Origin of the sequence: Myroides sp. DW712, assembly GCF_046557355.1 — a bacterium.
In the GTDB taxonomy this organism is placed as follows: Bacteria; Bacteroidota; Bacteroidia; order Flavobacteriales; family Flavobacteriaceae; genus Flavobacterium.
In genome coordinates, this window is record NZ_JBKFDO010000009.1 from 128,685 (window position 1) to 146,988 (window position 18,304).

Annotated in this window: 16 protein-coding genes and 1 pseudogene; 5 read left to right on the forward strand and 12 right to left on the reverse strand. The window is 36.2% G+C overall.

The annotated features are described in order from the left end of the window. Positions 1–13 precede the first annotated feature (13 nt). Positions 14–559: an IS1096 element passenger TnpR family protein gene (locus tag ACLJX0_RS09310; RefSeq protein ID WP_410879950.1), complete on the forward strand. Its 546-nt coding sequence runs from the start codon at positions 14–16 to the stop codon at positions 557–559. 55 nt (positions 560–614) lie between these two features. Further along, on the forward strand, positions 615–1,679 hold the full coding sequence (locus tag ACLJX0_RS09315) for a nucleoid-associated protein (protein ID WP_002991055.1): 1,065 nt from the start codon (positions 615–617) through the stop codon (positions 1,677–1,679). 43 nt (positions 1,680–1,722) lie between these two features. On the opposite strand, the gene ACLJX0_RS09320 is transcribed toward ACLJX0_RS09315, so the two are convergent. Then, on the reverse strand, positions 1,723–3,717 hold the full coding sequence (locus tag ACLJX0_RS09320) for a M4 family metallopeptidase (protein ID WP_410879951.1): 1,995 nt from the start codon (positions 3,715–3,717) through the stop codon (positions 1,723–1,725). Positions 3,718–4,013: 296 nt separating this feature from the next. Between ACLJX0_RS09320 and ACLJX0_RS09325 the strand changes: the two genes are divergently transcribed. Further along, positions 4,014–4,982 (forward strand): hypothetical protein, encoded by a 969-nt coding sequence (locus ACLJX0_RS09325; protein WP_410879952.1) that lies wholly within the window; start codon positions 4,014–4,016, stop codon positions 4,980–4,982. Positions 4,983–5,021: 39 nt separating this feature from the next. Next, positions 5,022–6,479 carry a PLP-dependent aminotransferase family protein gene (locus tag ACLJX0_RS09330; RefSeq protein ID WP_410879953.1) on the forward strand — a complete coding sequence of 486 codons (1,458 nt, stop codon included), beginning with the start codon at positions 5,022–5,024 and terminating at the stop codon, positions 6,477–6,479. Here ACLJX0_RS09330 and ACLJX0_RS09335 read toward each other — a convergent pair. Then, positions 6,466–6,768 carry a hypothetical protein gene (locus ACLJX0_RS09335; protein WP_410879954.1) on the reverse strand — a complete coding sequence of 101 codons (303 nt, stop codon included), beginning with the start codon at positions 6,766–6,768 and terminating at the stop codon, positions 6,466–6,468. The two genes, ACLJX0_RS09330 and ACLJX0_RS09335, sit on opposite strands and share 14 nt — an antisense overlap. A gap of 91 nt (positions 6,769–6,859) precedes the next feature. After that, on the reverse strand, positions 6,860–8,764 hold the full coding sequence (gene dnaK / locus ACLJX0_RS09340; protein ID WP_410879955.1) for a molecular chaperone DnaK: 1,905 nt from the start codon (positions 8,762–8,764) through the stop codon (positions 6,860–6,862). A gap of 401 nt (positions 8,765–9,165) precedes the next feature. On the opposite strand from dnaK, the gene ACLJX0_RS09345 reads away from it, so the two are divergent. Beyond that, the gene (locus ACLJX0_RS09345) at positions 9,166–10,590 is read left to right on the forward strand and encodes an L-serine ammonia-lyase (RefSeq protein ID WP_410879956.1); all 1,425 of its coding nucleotides are present in this window, start codon (positions 9,166–9,168) and stop codon (positions 10,588–10,590) included. Between the two features lie 150 nt (positions 10,591–10,740). Here ACLJX0_RS09345 and ACLJX0_RS09350 read toward each other — a convergent pair whose 3' ends face one another. From ACLJX0_RS09350 to ACLJX0_RS09390, 9 genes and pseudogenes are all read right to left on the reverse strand, one after another. Further along, positions 10,741–11,376, reverse strand: a complete 636-nt coding sequence (locus ACLJX0_RS09350; protein WP_410879957.1) for a hypothetical protein — start codon at positions 11,374–11,376, stop codon at positions 10,741–10,743. Between the two features lie 224 nt (positions 11,377–11,600). Then, positions 11,601–12,068 carry a hypothetical protein gene (locus ACLJX0_RS09355; RefSeq protein ID WP_410879958.1) on the reverse strand — a complete coding sequence of 156 codons (468 nt, stop codon included), beginning with the start codon at positions 12,066–12,068 and terminating at the stop codon, positions 11,601–11,603. Between the two features lie 7 nt (positions 12,069–12,075). Further along, positions 12,076–12,840: pseudogene (locus tag ACLJX0_RS09360) on the reverse strand (RHS repeat-associated core domain-containing protein); the annotation flags it as partial. 63 nt (positions 12,841–12,903) lie between these two features. Further along, positions 12,904–13,440, reverse strand: coding sequence for a hypothetical protein (locus tag ACLJX0_RS09365; RefSeq protein WP_410879959.1), 537 nt, complete (start codon positions 13,438–13,440; stop codon positions 12,904–12,906). 2 nt (positions 13,441–13,442) lie between these two features. Continuing rightward, positions 13,443–14,906, reverse strand: a complete 1,464-nt coding sequence (locus ACLJX0_RS09370; RefSeq protein ID WP_410879960.1) for an RHS repeat domain-containing protein — start codon at positions 14,904–14,906, stop codon at positions 13,443–13,445. A gap of 130 nt (positions 14,907–15,036) precedes the next feature. After that, a complete protein-coding gene (locus tag ACLJX0_RS09375; RefSeq protein WP_410879961.1) occupies positions 15,037–15,384 on the reverse strand; it encodes a hypothetical protein in 348 nt (115 codons plus the stop codon). Between the two features lie 4 nt (positions 15,385–15,388). Then, positions 15,389–16,657, reverse strand: coding sequence for an RHS repeat-associated core domain-containing protein (locus tag ACLJX0_RS09380; protein ID WP_410879962.1), 1,269 nt, complete (start codon positions 16,655–16,657; stop codon positions 15,389–15,391). 285 nt (positions 16,658–16,942) lie between these two features. Further along, positions 16,943–17,434, reverse strand: a complete 492-nt coding sequence (locus tag ACLJX0_RS09385; RefSeq protein WP_410879963.1) for a hypothetical protein — start codon at positions 17,432–17,434, stop codon at positions 16,943–16,945. 22 nt (positions 17,435–17,456) lie between these two features. After that, positions 17,457–18,116 carry a hypothetical protein gene (locus ACLJX0_RS09390; RefSeq protein WP_410879964.1) on the reverse strand — a complete coding sequence of 220 codons (660 nt, stop codon included), beginning with the start codon at positions 18,114–18,116 and terminating at the stop codon, positions 17,457–17,459. Positions 18,117–18,304 lie beyond the last annotated feature (188 nt).

Below are 18,304 nucleotides of genomic sequence, written 5' to 3' on the forward strand. Positions count from 1 at the left end.
GGTTTAAAAAATTATGGTATATAAATTCAGAGTTATCCTTGATACTGAGGAAGATATTTTTCGCGATATTGCTATTTTAGAAGACGATACATTAGAAGATTTACACAATGCTATTGTCAATGCTTTCGGCTTTGACGGTATGGAAGCGGCTTCTTTTTATGCTTGCGATGATAGCTGGACGCAACAAGAAGAAGAAATCTCTCTTTTTGATATGGGGGATGATCAAGAAGCAGGTAAAACAATGGGGTCTACACCGATCAACACAGTCTTAGATGAAGATCAAACGAAGATTATTTACGTTTATGATTTTCTAAATATGTGGACTTTCCTCGTTGAATTAGCTGCTGTAGAGGAGGAAGAACCTGGTGCTTTATATCCGGAACTATTGTTCTCACATGGAATTTTACCAGACTATATTCCAACTAAATCTTTTTCGGCTGATCCCGTGTCTAATGACGATATTTTCGGTGATTTTGACGACGATTACGACGAGGAAGACTACGATATGTTTGAAGGTGATGACAGCTTTACAGACTATGGGGAGGATAATTGGAACTAATATTTACTATTAAAAATAACAGATCTGCAACGGATCTACTACATATTTAAATCTTATGATCAACCTTTTTAATGCACACGTAGAAACTTTATCCATCCACCGCGTAGGAAATAAAAGTAGAAACGAAGCCATCTTTTTATCAGATGAACCGTATAGCTTAAACGATGAAATTGCTCCTTTGTTAAAAGAGTATTTTTTCAAACCTTTCCGTGAGAAAGAAGAGAGTTATTTTCAATTTGTTCATGATGTTGATTTAGAATTCAACGATATGTTTAACTATGCAGCAGATTTATTTAACGCACCTTCTTCAGAAAAAGCGCATGAGATTTCTCAGAAAATAACCAAACACTTATTTGAACAATCCAACCACCCCCACATCAAAAATGGAGAGGTTTACGTAACGTATTTAACAAATACGTCGATTGACAATAATGTGGTTGACGCTATTGGAATTTTCAAAAGTGAGATTAAATCTGATTTCTTGCAATTTCAAGAAAATGGTTCGAATCTAGAGATGATTTTACAACAAGGGATTAACTTGAATAAGTTGGACAAAGGTTGTATTATTTTCAACTACAAAAAAGAAGAAGGATACAAAATCCTGACTATTGATAGTAACCGTTATGATGCGCGTTATTGGTTGGAACACTTTTTAAGTGTGGATATCTTCCAAGACGAAGCATTTATGACGAAGAAATATTTAAAATTCTGTCAAGATTTCGCTAAAGATGTCGTTTTACCAGCAGAGGATAAAAAAGAAGAGGTGATGTTCATGAACCGTTCTGTCAACTATTTTGCTAAAAATGATGAATTCGAAGAAACGAATTTCTTGAATGAAGTAATTGACAATCCTGATTTAATTTCTGAATTTAAAAACTACAAAGTAGATAAAGGAGAGAAATACAGCATTGAGGATACAACTTCGTTCCCTATTGCTAATAATGCCGTTTCTGATGCACGTAAAAAGATTAAAAACGTGATTAATTTAGATACGAATATTCAAATTAAACTTGACTTTATTAACCCTGAAAGTGCAGATAAATTTGTAGAAAAAGGTTGGGATGAAGAAAAGCAAATGTACTATTACTTAGTCTATTTCAATAAAGAACAAAAATCATAAATTATAAAAAAAACCGAGACGATGTCTCGGTTTTTTTTATAATTTATTTCACTACGATTTTCTCTGAAATCTTGCGTTCTTTACTTTCATAAACTACGATATAGTTTCCTCTGCTCAATTGCGTAATATTCAATTTATTTTCTCCTTTTTCAACAGGGAAATCGCGCGTTACTTTTTGTCCTGCCATATTGTAGAAAGCTACAACACCTTGCTCATCTTTTGTTAGTACAGTTAATTCCCCATTTGTTACCGGATTAGGATACAAGCTAAACACATCCTCAGCAAGTTCAAAATCTTCTACTCCCATGTTCGGGCGACGTTCACCAAAGCCAACAGCATACCATGCATCATATACTGAGAAATATTCTTCTGAATCAGCTCCGTATAAATCTTCAGCTACCATTTTACTAGTTTCTACTGCATTAATATACTGTGCATTATTCGTAAGGCGCATCAATGTTTCATATGCAATTTTTTCTGCTCTTTGAATTCCAATACCCGAAACTACATAATCATCTCCTATATCATTCACTCCAGTTCCTCCTTCGCTTACTAAGTAATACCAGTAATTCAGCACACCACTATTGGTATGTACTCCTCCTGCGTCAGGAGCTCCTAATCTTGTATTAGCCCAATGTTCGCCTTTATACGTACTGGGTTGTTCGGAACCTGGTCCATTGTGTTTTGGATTTTGCATATCACGCATAAACGTAACCGAACCTCTTTTCATCACTCCATCACCAATTAACCAATCAGCGTCATTTACCGCAAAATGTTCCACAGAGGTACCAAAAACATCAGCAAAACCTTCATTTAACGCACCTGATTCTCCTTGGTATTTCAATCCACCATTTCCATTATTATCCACGACTAAGTGTGTAAATTCATGAGCCGCTACATCCAACATCACTAGAGGATTAAAGAAATCACCTCTACCAAACACCAAATAACTCATCGTACCATAGGGCATAGCATACGCATTATCAGGAAGTCCAGACATTTCATCATTATCTAAGAAAATAGGATTATAGTAGGCTTTAATTGCTGCACCACTTCCGTCATAGCTATTGCGATCGTGAATTTCTTTATAGTAATCATACGTTCTTGCTAATCCCCAGTGTACTTCATTTGCTGGATTTTTTGGAAAGGTAGTTGTTGTATTTTGAAATACAGGACCTCTACCATAAGGAAAATCACGTTCCCTAGTCATCGTTCTCGCATCATAGGTTGTGATTTTTCTTTCGTTATCATACATTTGATACGTCCCATTTATCAGTGATAATCCCAACGGTAAATTATCGCGGTACTGTCCATCTCCTACACCAGGTACGTTGGCATGTGCAATCAAAGACACCTCATTGATTACTTCTCCATTTTCCACACTGACAAAGACATTTTTGCTCATTACGCGTTGCGGTGACATTTCATCTACTCTAACTTTGTGTGCTAAAACAAACACTCCCTCTTCCTTCGCTGATAGCGCAAATACCGTTTCAACAGGATGATCTTCTGTATCCATTACAGCAATCTGATTAGCCTTAAAAGCAATTGTTACGGCATCTTTCGTTGTTAGTGCAGGTTTTCTATTTACGTTTGCTCGTAAACTATAGGGACTTTTCTTGTTTTCAATATTAATAATTGTACCCGTGACAGCCGTTACTTTGCCCTTTTTACTGTGTATAATAAACATTTGTCCATCTACAGGATATTTCCCAACGTAATGTTGATACGTATTGTGTACTCCTCCTTGAGCATCTGTATAACTATTGCGCAGTTCAAAGGTATTGGTTTCATATAAACCAAAGAAAGTATTGGCTTTGGCTAAAAATTCTTGTTCTGTTAACTTACTCTTTTGATCCATGCGGATTGCAAAAGATCCGTACTGATTTAAAGGCGTATAGGTTGGTAAATCTGAAGCATAGACTTCAACGTGATGTCCTATTTCAACCTTAGTTGTATTCGCATAAGCAGTCCCTCCAATAAGTAAGGAAGCGAGCGCAACATACAAAAATGGGGTTTTGGTGTATTTTTTTCTCATGGGCTATACGGGCTATTTAGATTAGATTTAAATTATGTCGAAATATACCAAAAATTACCTAATAATCGTTTAACAAAACAACATCTCCAACAATTTAACACCATTACTAGACAGTTCAGGTCGTTTTTTTTTATATGTTAGATAGTAATTCAAACTTTTAAAAGACATTTATTAAAAATAGACAGGATTAAAAAGAAAAAACATCTTATTTTTTAACATCTTATTTCATTTTAAAGCTTTCAAAATTAGTTTTATCTCCCTATTATTACAGACAGATAGAAAAAAATCGTTGTTAATTGAAAGTAGTACTTTATCAATCGGACTATAAAAAGACTTGGAATTCTTTTTTAGAGCAGGTCAATGCGGCCAGTTTTTTATTTAACCGTCATTTCATGGAATACCACAGTCCACGGTTTCACGATCACTCACTTTTGTTCTATGACGAGCACCGGTTAGTTGCAATTTTTCCTGCACATGTCCAGGAAACAATTTTGTGTAGTCACTTCGGTTTAAGTTATGGGGGGATTCTACATGAAGCAACACTGTCCCTAGAAGTCTATCTTTCCATCTTACAAGCGTTAGCAGTACATGCGAAGGAGTGCGAATTTGAAGCTATTATCCTCAATGAAATTCCTACCATTTATCAGCATACGGCGAGTCATGGTTTAGCCTTTGTGGGCCATGCCTTAAGTGCTACAGTTCAAGTGCAACTACTTTCTACCTTGGATTTCAGAACGCCACTGTCCCTGAATACTAATCGCAAGCGCATGATCCAAAAGGGAGTAAAAAACGGCTATTGGATTCAAGAGGATACCACTGCAACTGCCTTTTGGCAAGAAATTTTACTCCCGCGCTTACAGGATCGTTACCATACGGCTCCTGTGCATACTGTTGAAGAAATGAATGGCCTAATGCAAGCATTTCCACAAGCGATTAAACAACTGAATGTTTATGATGGAACAGGCGCTCTTGTTGGAGGAACCACCCTTTTCATTCACCCTCATGTGGTGCATTTGCAATACATTGCAGGAAGAGAATCCGATAACCATAAAGGCGCATTAGACTTCTTGATTCACACCTTAGTGGAACAATACAAAAACGAGGTGCGCTACTTTGATTTTGGCAGTAGTCATCTTAGTCCCAAACAGCTGAATAAAGGGCTACTCTATTGGAAGGAAAGTTTTGGTGCACGAAGCGTTCCTCAATATTGCTATACCTTTTCGGTCGAAAACCTTTTACAAGTACGCCAGCTAATTAATGGATAATGTTTATTTTTGCTGGTGTTGATTTAGGTTTTATTTTCCATGACACAATCATTTACTATACCGTACAATCGCCTAATTAAGTTAGATAAAACCTCTAGCACTCCTATTTATATGCAAATTGCCAATCAATTGAGCAATGCGATTCAGCGCACAATTATACCGATTGACACTAAATTACCTGGGAGTAGAAAACTAGCCACCTTGTTGCAAGTAAATCGCAATACGATTATTGCAGCCTTTGACGAATTAACCACCCAAGGTTGGTTGATCAGTCTACCTAACCAAGGAACATTTGTTCAACAGAAAAAGAGTCAGATTCAGTTAAAATCACAAGTATTTCCCTCTGTCACAGCTTACGATTTTCCCGTAGATAATCGCTTGGATTTACCCAATCACCAACACGGTTGTACCTACTATTTTACGGATGGCACCCCTGATATTCGCTTGGGGCTACAAGAGGAACTAGCGGCTATTTTCAGTGCTAATCTCAAGCGAAAGCAACATAGTAAATACTTTGATCCCTATTCGGTTAAGTCACGGCTTACCTTGGCTAAACAAGTGGTTACCTATTTGAATGTCACGCGAAATATACAAGTAAGACCTACCAATGTGTTGCTAACCCAAAGTGTTTCTTCTGCCCTTTCGTTATGCACTCGCCTACTTTTAAAAGCTGCAGATCAGGTTGCCATTGACGCCTATAGCTATTATGGAAGCAATATTATTCTACAACAAACAGGAGCTGAACTACACCGTATTCCCTTTGATCACGATGGACTTGATTTACAAGCCTTAGAGAAACTATGTCAACATACGCCTATTCGTTTATTGTATATTCGTGCCAACCATCAATATCCAACCACACAATCACTGAACATTCAAAAGCGCGTTAAATTACTACAGCTTGCCCAGCGGTACGATTTTATTGTAATTGAGGACGATTCTACATTTGATTTTCACTATAACAATCATCCTCCTCTACCTTTACTTAGTGGCGATGCAACAGGCCGTGTCATTTACTTAACAACGTTGGGAAAAGCCCTTGCTTCTGATCTTTCGACAGCCGTTATTCTGGCTCCAGAAAACTTGATTAGCGAATTAGAAAAATATAAGGCGCTTATTGAAGAAAACAAGAATTACTATACTACTCATGTGCTAACGGAACTAATTGAAGAGGGTATTTTATTTCGCCACCAGGTCAAAGTGAACAAAATTTACAAGGAACGCCGCGATTATTTTTGTGATATGCTTCAACAGCTTTTTGCCGATCACATTGAATTCACCATACCTGAAGGAGATTTAGCCGTTTGGGTTACCTTCCGCACACCTGTTAATTTGATGCGCGTGCGTGCCTTTTGTTTACTTCGCGATTTGTATATTCCCACCACCTTATTGTATCAAAGTAAAATATTAACAGGAATACGCTTAGGGTTTGCCCATTTAACTTTGGAAGAAATGGATCATTGTCTCCCTATTTTTCATCAAGCTAGTTTGGATTAGTTCTCTTTTTTAGCAAAAAGCGAATCAACATATACAATAAATGAATAACGATTAACCCACCTAAACCAAAAAACAACATGGCTAGAAACACGCCCAAAGCAGGCATTGCACATTTAATTTCCATTTCTTCGTACTTGGGCATATAAAAAGGCATCAGGACGAAGAAGTAGGTAAAGGCAAAAACAATAAGCAATACCCATTTCCATCTGCCCCATCCTTTTTGGTCCAAATAGAGGTATCCACCGATTTGGAGGAATGTAACAAACACTATGGGAACAACTAAAGGCATCTGCTGATTAAATAAGTTACCCTAAAGTACAAAAAAAACCGAGCCTTTGTAGACTCGGTTCTTCCTTTATAACAATAAAACCTTTGGGTTCTTATTTTACTTCTTCGTACTCTACATCTTGAGGACCTTCTGCATCTCCGCCACCTTGACCTTGGTTTGGTTGTGCTTCTTGTGCCCCTCCTTGTTGAGCTTCGGCTTGTGCTTTGTACATTTCTTCTGAAGCTGCTTTCCAAGCCTCATTGATTTTGTCTAAAGCTGGAGTAATTGTTGCTACGTCTTTTGTTTCGTATGCTTTTTTCAATTCCTCTAGAGCCCCTTCAATCGCAGTTTTATTTGCTGCTGATAACTTATCTCCAAACTCTGCCAATTGCTTATCTGTTTGGAAAATCATTGCATCTGCCTCATTGATTTTATCTGCTGATTCTTTTGCTCTTTTATCTGCATCTGCATTCGCTTCTGCTTCTTTTTTCATTCTTTCGATTTCTTCTTCTGTCAATCCTGATGAAGCCTCAATACGAATGTCATGTGATTTACCTGTTCCTTTATCTGTAGCTGATACTTTGATAATTCCGTTGGCATCAATATCGAAAGTTACTTCAATTTGAGGTACACCTCTTTGTGCAGGTGGAATACCGTCCAAGTGGAAACGACCAATTGTTTTGTTGTCGTTTGCCATCGGTCTTTCTCCTTGTAATACGTGGATTTCAACCGAAGGTTGGTTATCTGCAGCCGTAGAGAATACTTGTGATTTTTTCGTTGGAATCGTTGTATTGGCCTCAATTAATTTGGTCATTACACCTCCCATTGTTTCAATCCCTAAAGAAAGTGGAGTTACGTCTAATAAAAGAACGTCTTTCACATCTCCTGTTAATACTCCCCCTTGAATAGCAGCACCAATCGCTACAACCTCATCTGGGTTTACTCCTTTATGTGGTTTTTTACCAAAGAATTTTTCTACTTCTTCTTGGATTCTTGGGATACGTGTAGATCCTCCTACTAAGATTACCTCATCAATATCAGATTTTGACAATCCTGCATCTTTCAATGCTTTTTCACAAGGGATCATAGAACGACGTACCAAGTCATCTGACAATTGCTCAAATTTTGCTCTTGTTAATGTTTGTACCAAGTGTTTCGGTCCTGAAGCAGTAGCCGTGATATACGGTAAGTTTATCTCTGTTTGTGTAGCAGAAGACAACTCTACTTTTGCTTTTTCAGCTGCTTCTTTTAAACGTTGTAATGCCATAGCATCTTTACGTAAATCTACCCCTTCAGCTGAGTTAAACTCCTCTGCTAACCAGTTGATGATTACGTTATCAAAGTCATCCCCACCTAAGTGAGTATCTCCATTTGTAGATAATACTTCAAATACTCCATCTCCTAATTCAAGAATCGAAATATCAAAAGTACCTCCACCTAAGTCGTATACGACTACTTTTTGATCTTTTCCTGTTTTATCTAATCCATATGCTAACGCAGCCGCTGTAGGCTCGTTAATGATACGTCTTACTTTTAATCCTGCAATTTCACCAGCTTCTTTTGTTGCTTGACGTTGTGCGTCATTAAAATAAGCGGGTACAGTAATTACAGCTTCTGTTACTTCTTGTCCTAAGAAATCTTCTGCTGTTTTTTTCATTTTTTGCAATGTCATAGCAGAAATCTCTTGAGGCGTGTATAAACGTCCGTCAATATCAACGCGAGGAGTATCGTTATCACCTTTCACTACGCTATAAGGTACCGCAGTAATTTCTCCAGGGATTTGGCTGAATTTTTCCCCCATAAATCGCTTGATTGATGCTACCGTTTTTGTTGGGTTAGTCACTGCTTGACGTTTTGCAGGGTCTCCCACTTTAATTTCTCCTCCTTCAACAAACGCTACTACTGAAGGTGTTGTTCTTTTTCCTTCTGCATTTGTGATTACTACAGGCTCGTTCCCTTCCATTACAGAAACACATGAGTTTGTAGTTCCTAAGTCAATACCAATTATTTTACTCATAATATGTTTATCGTTTATCTTTTATACTTAATTATTGTTTCCTTTTTTAAACCTCAGGCTCGCTTACTAGTAGTCAATCTTTGTGCCAAGAACAATCTGTGCCATTTCTACGCTATTTTTGCCCAAAAAGCCCCTTACAGAATGTCACTTTGTCACGTAATCCGTCATCCCTTCTTTTTTCTTTGCTTCTTTCGTCAGTTTTCCTGACATATATTTTCCTTTATCCGTTGTCTTTCCTCCTCTCATATTCCTAATCTCGCATTATTATCTTCCTTTTGTACTAAAATTATGGTGAATTCTCAGGCGAATGAGCGTTGACAAACGATACGTTAAATCCTTTTCTATCATTTGTGACTCCGCGGTTTTTACTTATCTTCGTAACGATTAAATCATGCAACATTATGGAATGTATATCTGTTTTTGATATGCTCAAGATTGGCGTTGGGCCCTCGAGTTCCCACACGCTAGGTCCTTGGCGAGCAGCAGAACTTTTTTTGAAAGAGCTGAAAGAGCGTCAACTATTTAACCAAGTGAAAATTCTAACAGTGGACTTATATGGTTCGCTTTCACTTACTGGCGTTGGACATGCGACAGACTTAGCTGTTATGCTAGGGCTGAGCGGTGCGGATCCAGAATACGTTCCCGTCGAAAATATCGGTGCTACAATTACCGAAATTAAAACGACTAAATCCCTGCTACTAGGAGCTGAGTTGCCTATTACCTTTGATCCAGCCATTCAAATTGTTTTTAATAAGAACTTTTTGCCTTTCCATGCCAACGGTATGACCTTTACGATTGAAACGCAAACTGGAGAACTGTATAGTTCTACGTTTTATTCCATTGGTGGCGGATTTGTAGTCAAAGAAGAAACAGCGGAAAATGAGAAGAACGATGAAATTAAGGCGAGTTTTCCCTACCCAATTGATAAGGCTACGGAACTTCTAGCCTATTGCAAGGAGCAAAATATGACAGTTTCTCAATTGGTGTATGAAAATGAGAAATCCTTGAGAAGCGAAGAAGAAATTCGCAAAGAACTATTGCGTGTTTGGCGTACGATGCTGGAGTGCATGTACATTGGCTGTCATACTGAAGGGGTGTTACCTGGTGGATTAAATGTTCGCAGACGCGCCTATGATTCGCATCAAAACCTAAAAAGTACCTTACCCTACTCGACTCCCCAAGAATGGTTGGAGACGATTCGAAAAACCAAAGTATACTTCCGTCAAATCCTGAAATGGGTGAGCTGTTTTGCCCTAGCGGTCAATGAGGTAAATGCCTCTTTAGGACGCGTAGTGACAGCCCCAACCAACGGTAGTGCGGGTGTTATTCCCGCCGTATTGATGTACTATTTGGTGATTGAGAACCACAAAGCGGGAGAAAAAGAGATTCAACAGTTTTTACTTGTTGCAGGAGAAATAGGCAGTATTTTCAAAAAAGGAGCGACTATCTCGGCAGCTATGGGGGGATGTCAGGCAGAAATTGGCGTTTCCAGTGCTATGGCAGCAGGTGCACTATGTGAATTGATGGGCGGTTGTCCAGAACAAGTGATGATGGCAGCTGAAATTGCCATGGAACACCATTTGGGATTAACTTGTGATCCCATTGGTGGATTGGTACAGATTCCGTGTATTGAACGCAATGCCATGGGTGCAATTAAGGCCATTAACGCAGCGGAACTAGCTCTTGATACGGATCCTAAAAATGCCAAAGTACCTTTGGATAAAGTAGTAAGTACAATGTGGGAAACCGCTAAAGACATGAACAACAAATACAAAGAAACCTCGGAAGGAGGATTAGCTGTAGCCGTGAACTTGGTAGATTGTTAGGTTGGTTGACAGTGAACAGTTGACAGTGAACAGTTGACAGTGAACGGTTGACGGTTAACAGTTAATAGTTAATGTCTGTACTGTTCAATTTCTATCTTAAACCAATGAAACTGCAACCTATAGATAAAACAAAACCCGCTAACCAAAAGATTAGCGGGTTTTTATATTACAAAATTGATCCATTAACAAAACAACAATTCGCCTAAAGCTACGTTTTATTCTTGAAAATAATTGATCCTTATCATGCACTCCAATCATATTATTCTCTTTATACCTTTGATGCGCCAATCCAAATGGATAGTAATTCGTTTCTTCAATGATCTCACCAACGTCAATCTTGTCGTTTTTGTTGGCGTCAGCATAACTCAAGCGGACATTACCGAGGTGGTCACGGTATTGATACACATAGTTTTGTGTTTCTGCATTGAAATACCCCTCTGCGGTAGGAAAGAATAGTAATTTCCCCATAAAATACTGGAAACCATCAAAATAATTCACAGTAAAACCACCACCTCCTTGGATTACTACTTTATTTATTTTCTCTCCTATCGCTGTATAAAGATAAGTGATTTTCCCTCGATCGAATAGAATTTCCACGGGTAAATTCAGGTGGTTGTACTTGATTCCCGTAATTCCTTTGTTTCGGTCTACTTTCAGATTACCAAAACTATCGTAATCGTAATGTTTAGCGGCAGTACTTCCCTGTTTGAAGCCATCGGTATTGTTGGAGCTATCCACCACCTTTTGAAGCTGATTGCCTTCGTAACTGTAGGCTAACTGATCCAAATCCAAGGCAATCCAAAAATTCCAGATGATAAAAAAAATGTGGTCCTAGAACTGCTCGATTCCTTCCTTAAACAAACCAAACTGAAAAGTATTATGTAAATATAAAACCCGCTAATCAAGGACTAGTGGGTTTATATATACTTCCCAAGTAAAATATTCATACCTGTTTGAGTACCCGTTCTTGTAAAATAAACACTATACCAAAAGTCATGACTATCTCAATATTACCTACTCCAATTAACCCCTTCAACTACTCTTACTTTATTTCCAATTATTGTCATTTCATATAGGTCTTGGCTATTAAAATTAGATAGTGTACTATCTTTCCAAACTAAATTAACACTACTCACTTTTCCAGTGTCTAAGATTGAATAGTATAAGATATAATGTCCTATTAATATATTTTTTAAGATTTTTTCTAAAACATCATTTTCTACTTCATCTATAAAGAAATTTAGTTCAACATAATTAAATCGTATATCTAAAAAATTATTAATCAAATCTATATCCAGCTCTTGTTCATATTTTTTCAGTGAAATATAAATACTTGTTTTAGAACTTTCTACACTAAAATCTATATCGTCAGAATATAAATCAGACAAATTAATTAACAAATTAGCCAGTACTGACCTATTTATATTTTTTTCATTCTTAAAATAGCTTATCCCTTTTAAAAAATCAACTTTATTCATATTAATTTTATTCTTTTACATAAGGTTTATATCTACTTGAATTAAATGGAAAATAATGTTTTTTTCCTTGGATACCATAATTAATATGAGTACCTAATTCACCTCCATTAGCCGTTTGTAATCTATGCCTTTCAATTCTTATTTGGTAGTTTGTTTTTGTGTTTCTTAATCCATATTGAAATTTACCATGTTTTGGCAAACCTGAATTCAGTATCTTCCAATCAGAAGTATAATTAGTTGCTCGCTGGGCACCTTTAAGAGTTCCTCCAACTATAAAAAAAGGAGAATCAATTCCCATGGCTTCTATTCCCTGACTTTGAGCTTTATACTTTACATCATGTTTAAATCCAGGGCCTCTTTCTATAATAGCTGTCTCTCCATTGAGGACAGATTTATTTGTTGGGACTGTTGATTCGCTTGTCTGAACAAATTGGACTTCAGTAGTTGTCTCTGGCGCATAGGGAGCTGGTGTATCTAAATTAATATAGGTTACATAATCAACAAAATCATCTCCTTTTTTACTAATTTCATCAACCTTTTGAACTTTCCCCCCCGAAGTATACACTTTATACTCATTATCCAATCCTTCAGGAGACATTCCTGTAGGATCAGTTAGATTTACAGGATTATTCATTGTATAGTTATACGGATTCCACCCCGGAAAATCTTCCGCCAACGGGTCCACATTCATCCATCGACCGATAGCCGCATCATAATTCCTTGCACCGTAATCATACACATTGAGTCCTAGTTCATCTTGTAACTCTTTGGCATTATACTGGTATCATAAGCATTATAAATCAGAGCGGTAAACTATGTACATCAAGTATCGCTTTTATATATTTGTATTAAATGTTTTTGCGCTCTGAATGAAAGTTTGAAAATTTGCAGTTTTTATGTTATAAAGTAATATTTCGTATTTACCATTGGTATAAAGCTTTGAAACTCTCCCATTATGTGCTTTATAGAGATAATTTTCGTTATATTTTCTTTTATCCCAATACTCTCCTATATATTTTAAAACTTCATTATAATCAATATCTTCTAATTCCCAATTCTCAGATTCCTGTCCTTCATTTTTATAAGAAGAGTAAATATAAAATATCTGTTTGTCATCATATTCAAAGAAAAAATTATTACTACTTACATTCCAGTTAACAATATTTTTAGGTAACATTATTGAAAAATGCGTTGTGTAGTAAATGTCGTGATCAGCTGAAGCATTAACTTTATTAATATATTTAAGTTTATTTCCATTGCTACCATAATCGAATACCATACTATTATTATTGATACTGTTTTTTGGTACATCTATATAAGATGCACAAGAACTCATCAAAAAAACCAATAAAACACAAATTGAATATTTCATAATTATTTATTTACTTTTTTCATTGCTTTTTTAAAGGCTGAATAATCAATTGTAATAATAGAACCTCCTGAATTATAAAATCCTACTGTAGGAGAATATCTATTAGGAGAAGGGGTTCCTCCTATTTGACCTGGAGGCAATGATCCTGGAATTTCCGTCCACCCCAAAATCATAGATGGCTGATTTCCCTGCATATTTTTAGGATCTGTATCTTTGCCTGCTCCCATTGAAGGTGTTGGCTTCCCGTAAGCAACCACATTACCTTCACTGTCATAATCAAGTGGGTGTAGGTGTACATCAGAAGCAACAGTATCACCTTTGTCTCGTAAATCTTTTCTTGCTTCTGCCCATGCATTTGGTCCTACTTCACCAGCCTTTTCTCCTGTTACAGTTTTTGATGATTTTCCATTCTGCCCAAAATAAAACCCTTTCTCAGTACCCGTTTTGTCTGTTTTACCAAAAGTATATATATCATCGATCTGTTTAATTTCATCATTAGATATCTGATTAACAACATGACCATTGCTTATTGCAACATCTGTATCAACTTCCTTTTTACTAGTAGTTAATACTATTTTCTTATCCGTTTTACCATCTTCAACATGTTTTGTGAGTTGCCCTTTCAAATTATAGTAATCAGTAAGAGGAGCTCTACCGTCTGGATCAATAAACCTAATCGGATTATTAAATGCATAATTATAAGGACTATGACGACGCATCATTTCCGCTAACGGGTCCACATTCATCCATCGGCCCAGTGCAGCATCATAGTTCCTTGCACCGTAGTCATAGAGATTCAATCCTAACTCATCTTGCTTCTCTTTGCCATTATATTGATACTTATATTTTTGGGCTATGGTATTATTCTTCTCGTTATACCCTTGATGCGCCAAGCCAAATGGATAATAATTCGTTTCTTCAATGATCTCGCCAACGTCGATCTTGTCGTTTCTATTTGCATCCGAATAGCTTAAACGGACATTACCGAGGTGGTCACGGTATTGGTATACATAGTTTTGCGTTTCTGCATTGAAATACCCCTCTGCGGTAGGAAAGAATAGTAATTTCCCCATAAAATATTGGAAACCATCCAAGTAATTCACAGTAAAACCACCACCTCCTTGGGTTACTACTTTATTTATTTTCTCACCTGTCGCTGTATAAAGATAAGTGATTTTCCCTCGATCAAATAGAATTTCCACAGGTAAATTCAAATGGTTGTACTTGATTCCCGTAATTCCTTTGTTTCGGTCTACTTTTAGATTACCAAAACCATCGTAATTGTAGTGTTTCGCCGCTGTACTGCCTTGCTTGAATCCATCGGTATTGTTGGAACTATCCACCACCTTTTGAAGCTGATTGCCTTCGTAACTGTAGGTCAACTGATCCATATCTAAGGCAATCCAAAAATTCCAGACGATAAGAAAAATGTAGTCATGGAACTGCTTGACTCCTTCCTTAAACAAACGAAACTGAAAAGTATTATGTAAAATAAAACCCGCTAATCTAAGGACTAGCGGGTTTTATATTCTTATTCTTTTTTGATATAGGCAAAAATATCACTTCAAAAGAGTGATTTTTTAAATAAAACTATTATCACTTCTTTTTCAGTAAAATATCAATCGTATTCTTTTTATTATATATCTCCCTAGATTCATGTCCTTTAATATATCCTCTCAAGGCAACTTGTACTTCTACAAAAGCTCCTTCAGCAAAATGAACTTTATATTTACCTTCACTATCCGTCCTAACAATTTTAGTTTCATTTTCTGAATAACTTTCATCAGGACTATTTTTATACTTCCAACAAACTATTCCAACTTCTATTCCACTAATTGGTTCTTTATTTTCAGCATAACGCACTATTCCCTCTACAGTAATATCCTGCACATCTTTATTACAAGAAAAAAAAAGGATTACTAATGGTAAAATATAATTTCTCATAACTTTATCTTTGGTCTATTGTACTATTTATTAAAGGTTGTATTATATTTTCAGATTTTTGCTGGATATTACCATGATTAACATCTGATCCTATTATTTTTTTATTTAAAATATTAGTAGAATTAGAATTTACCGCCTTGTTGGGACCTCCTTTCGAACCTGGCGAATTACTACTCCCACTATTACTTCTATTACTGCTTCCACTACTATTACTTCCGCTACTACTACTGGTTGCTCCTGAAGAAGAACCTGTCGATCTAGAAGAACTAGAAGCCCCTGAATTATTAGTTTGATATATGTTTAAATTTGTTTCAACATTTTTAGGAATGGTGGTATTTACTGTCATATTTTGAAATGGTCCATCTGATCCATCAACAGTAACAAGTAAATTAACCCCTATTCCTGATTCGTTAAGATTATGAGTTAAATCAACAGCTACATCAACTCCATAACTATACCCATAGATAATAACTTGATCACCTTCCTGATAATTTTGATTAATAAAATCATACCCAGTTTTAACGCCTGAAGCAGAAGTCAAGCCTGGAGCGATAATGGTTCCTGAAAAACCTCTTCCCGAATTTGATGCTGCAGATTGAGTATTGCTATATATTTGACCTGTATATCCCGCATTAGAAACCGTAGTTTGTTTTCCTCCTCCTGTTGGTCCACCATGATAAAATACGGCTATCACTTTCCCTCCACCTGGATTTTGCGCACTCATCCCCGTTGGATCCACCAAATTAATCGGGTTATTGTGTACATAATGATACGGATTCCAGGCAGGGAATTGTTCCGCCAACGGGTCCACATTCATCCATCGACCGATAGCCGCATCATAATTCCTTGCACCGTAGTCATAGAGATTCAATCCTAACTCATCTTGCTTCTCTTTGCCATTATATTGATACTTATATTTTTGGGCTATGGTATTATTCTTCTCGTTATACCCTTGATGCGCCAATCCAAATGGATAATAATTCGTTTCCTCAATGATCTCACCAACGTCAATCTTGTCGTTTCTATTTGCATCCGAATAGCTTAAACGGACATTACCTAAATGGTCGCGGTATTGGTATACATAGTTTTGCGTTTCTGCATTGAAATACCCCTCTGCGGTAGGAAAGAATAGTAATTTCCCCATAAAATATTGGAAACCATCCAAATAATTCACAGTAAAACCACCTCCTCCTTGGGTTACTACTTTATTTATTTTCTCACCTGTCGCTGTATAAAGATAAGTGATTTTCCCTCGATCGAATAGAATTTCCACAGGTAAATTCAGGTGATAAATACGAACGCAACGAGGTTTTTTCCTCTATTGACATTGCGGCTAAAATTGCAGATGTATTAAATGTATCCCTAGATTATCTAGTAGGCAATACGGATATCGTAATAGAAAAAGACCTACTTAACAAAATTACGGATATCCAAAAACTCCCAGACGATAAAAAAAATGTAGTCATGGAACTGCTCGATTCCTTCCTTAAACAAACGAAACTGAAAAGTATTATGTAACATAAAACCCGCTATTCAAAAGACTAGCGGGTTTATTTTCTTATTTAGGCACTAACAAGATGCTCTCACTAGCTGCGGGAGGAGGAGGTCCATCACTATGAATAAAATTAACAAATATAGCTTTCCTATCTTTACACGCTTCTAGCAATTCAATTAATCTAGTCAATAATAGTATAGCTTGATTGTCAAAAAAAGAAAATTCCGTAATACTACCCTTTTCCTCCAAAGAGATAAAAACTTCTATATAATCTCGATAACCAGAATTCTCCTCTCCTTCTTTTATCTCTTTCTTTATACACTGAATTACCTTCAAAATTTCCTTCGCTCTTTCTTTTGAAATCTTAATTTTATTGAATTCTCTTGTATCTCTTGTTCGATTTACATCTTTATAAAATAGCAGCGTTGGATCTGAATCAATATAATACGTAAATATTGTATCTCTAACCTCATAACTAAGATCTATACTCCAATCTTGAGCGAGTAACACATTGCTTTTTATTAAAATAAATAGAATTAATATTATTTTTCTCATAACATTTTTCTCATAACATTTTTCACTTACTTATTTGACGTCCTCTTAGTAGTTCTTCTTTTATACTATCATCACTCTTTCGAATTCCCTTTTTCTGATAATAACTTTTCATAGAATCAAAGAAAGTTTTAAATAAGTAATTCTCTCTATCATCTTGAAAATGTTGCTTTAAATTTGCTCTTTGAGGATAATACCCTTTTTTATCATCATTATTTTTATAATAATCATCCACATACTTAATTAAATCCTTATCTAAACTACTTAAATCCATTAATCCATTATCGTAATAGTCCTTTCCATCTAACCGAACATGAATAAAGCTTTCATGAGCCATATCCTCTAAATGTCTTTCCGTCAAGCCTCCATTTTTAGACAAGAATATTGTACTTACAAACCGTCCATTTTCCATAACAGACCTTGCACCCGCATCTCTATTTCTATTGTTATTTGCCTTATAAACTAAATCCATTTTTTTATTATGATACTTCCCATTCTCTTTAAACGTATAACCTCCTATTGTTTGTCCTTTTTTGGCATAATCTGCTAAAAACTTACGACCCTCTTCCGAACCTGCGAAAAATTCAAAAGCATCCACTAAACTTTGATTTACATAATTTCCTTGAGCGTTTTTACTATATATCCAAGAAAAATCTATTTCTTCTCCTTTGGGATCTATAAACATCAAAGGATTATTATTCACATAAGTATACAAGGAAATATTATGATACTTCTCCGCCAACGGGTCCACACTCTTCCACATCTACTCCTTCTTTTTCTCGCGCGAACTCAACTTTTGTTTTCAAAGACCAACTGTCCATATAAAAATAAAGTTTATTTCAATTGAAAAAAATAATAACTCACTTTTTTATA

What these genes read in the sequence shown, in the direction of transcription:
- ACLJX0_RS09315 (WP_002991055.1), top strand. Translation starts at nt 615, where the DNA reads ATGATCAACCTTTTTAATGCACACGTAGAAACTTTATCCATCCACCGC.
- ACLJX0_RS09335 (WP_410879954.1), bottom strand. Translation starts at nt 6,768, where the DNA reads ATGCCTTTAGTTGTTCCCATAGTGTTTGTTACATTCCTCCAAATCGGT.
- ACLJX0_RS09345 (WP_410879956.1), top strand. Translation starts at nt 9,166, where the DNA reads ATGGAATGTATATCTGTTTTTGATATGCTCAAGATTGGCGTTGGGCCC.
- ACLJX0_RS09390 (WP_410879964.1), bottom strand. Translation starts at nt 18,116, where the DNA reads ATGTTTATAGATCCCAAAGGAGAAGAAATAGATTTTTCTTGGATATAT.
- ACLJX0_RS09320 (WP_410879951.1), bottom strand. Translation starts at nt 3,717, where the DNA reads ATGAGAAAAAAATACACCAAAACCCCATTTTTGTATGTTGCGCTCGCT.
- ACLJX0_RS09330 (WP_410879953.1), top strand. Translation starts at nt 5,022, where the DNA reads ATGACACAATCATTTACTATACCGTACAATCGCCTAATTAAGTTAGAT.
- ACLJX0_RS09385 (WP_410879963.1), bottom strand. Translation starts at nt 17,434, where the DNA reads ATGAGAAAAATAATATTAATTCTATTTATTTTAATAAAAAGCAATGTG.
- dnaK (WP_410879955.1), bottom strand. Translation starts at nt 8,764, where the DNA reads ATGAGTAAAATAATTGGTATTGACTTAGGAACTACAAACTCATGTGTT.
- ACLJX0_RS09355 (WP_410879958.1), bottom strand. Translation starts at nt 12,068, where the DNA reads ATGAATAAAGTTGATTTTTTAAAAGGGATAAGCTATTTTAAGAATGAA.
- ACLJX0_RS09365 (WP_410879959.1), bottom strand. Translation starts at nt 13,440, where the DNA reads ATGAAATATTCAATTTGTGTTTTATTGGTTTTTTTGATGAGTTCTTGT.
- ACLJX0_RS09375 (WP_410879961.1), bottom strand. Translation starts at nt 15,384, where the DNA reads ATGAGAAATTATATTTTACCATTAGTAATCCTTTTTTTTTCTTGTAAT.
- ACLJX0_RS09310 (WP_410879950.1), top strand. Translation starts at nt 14, where the DNA reads ATGGTATATAAATTCAGAGTTATCCTTGATACTGAGGAAGATATTTTT.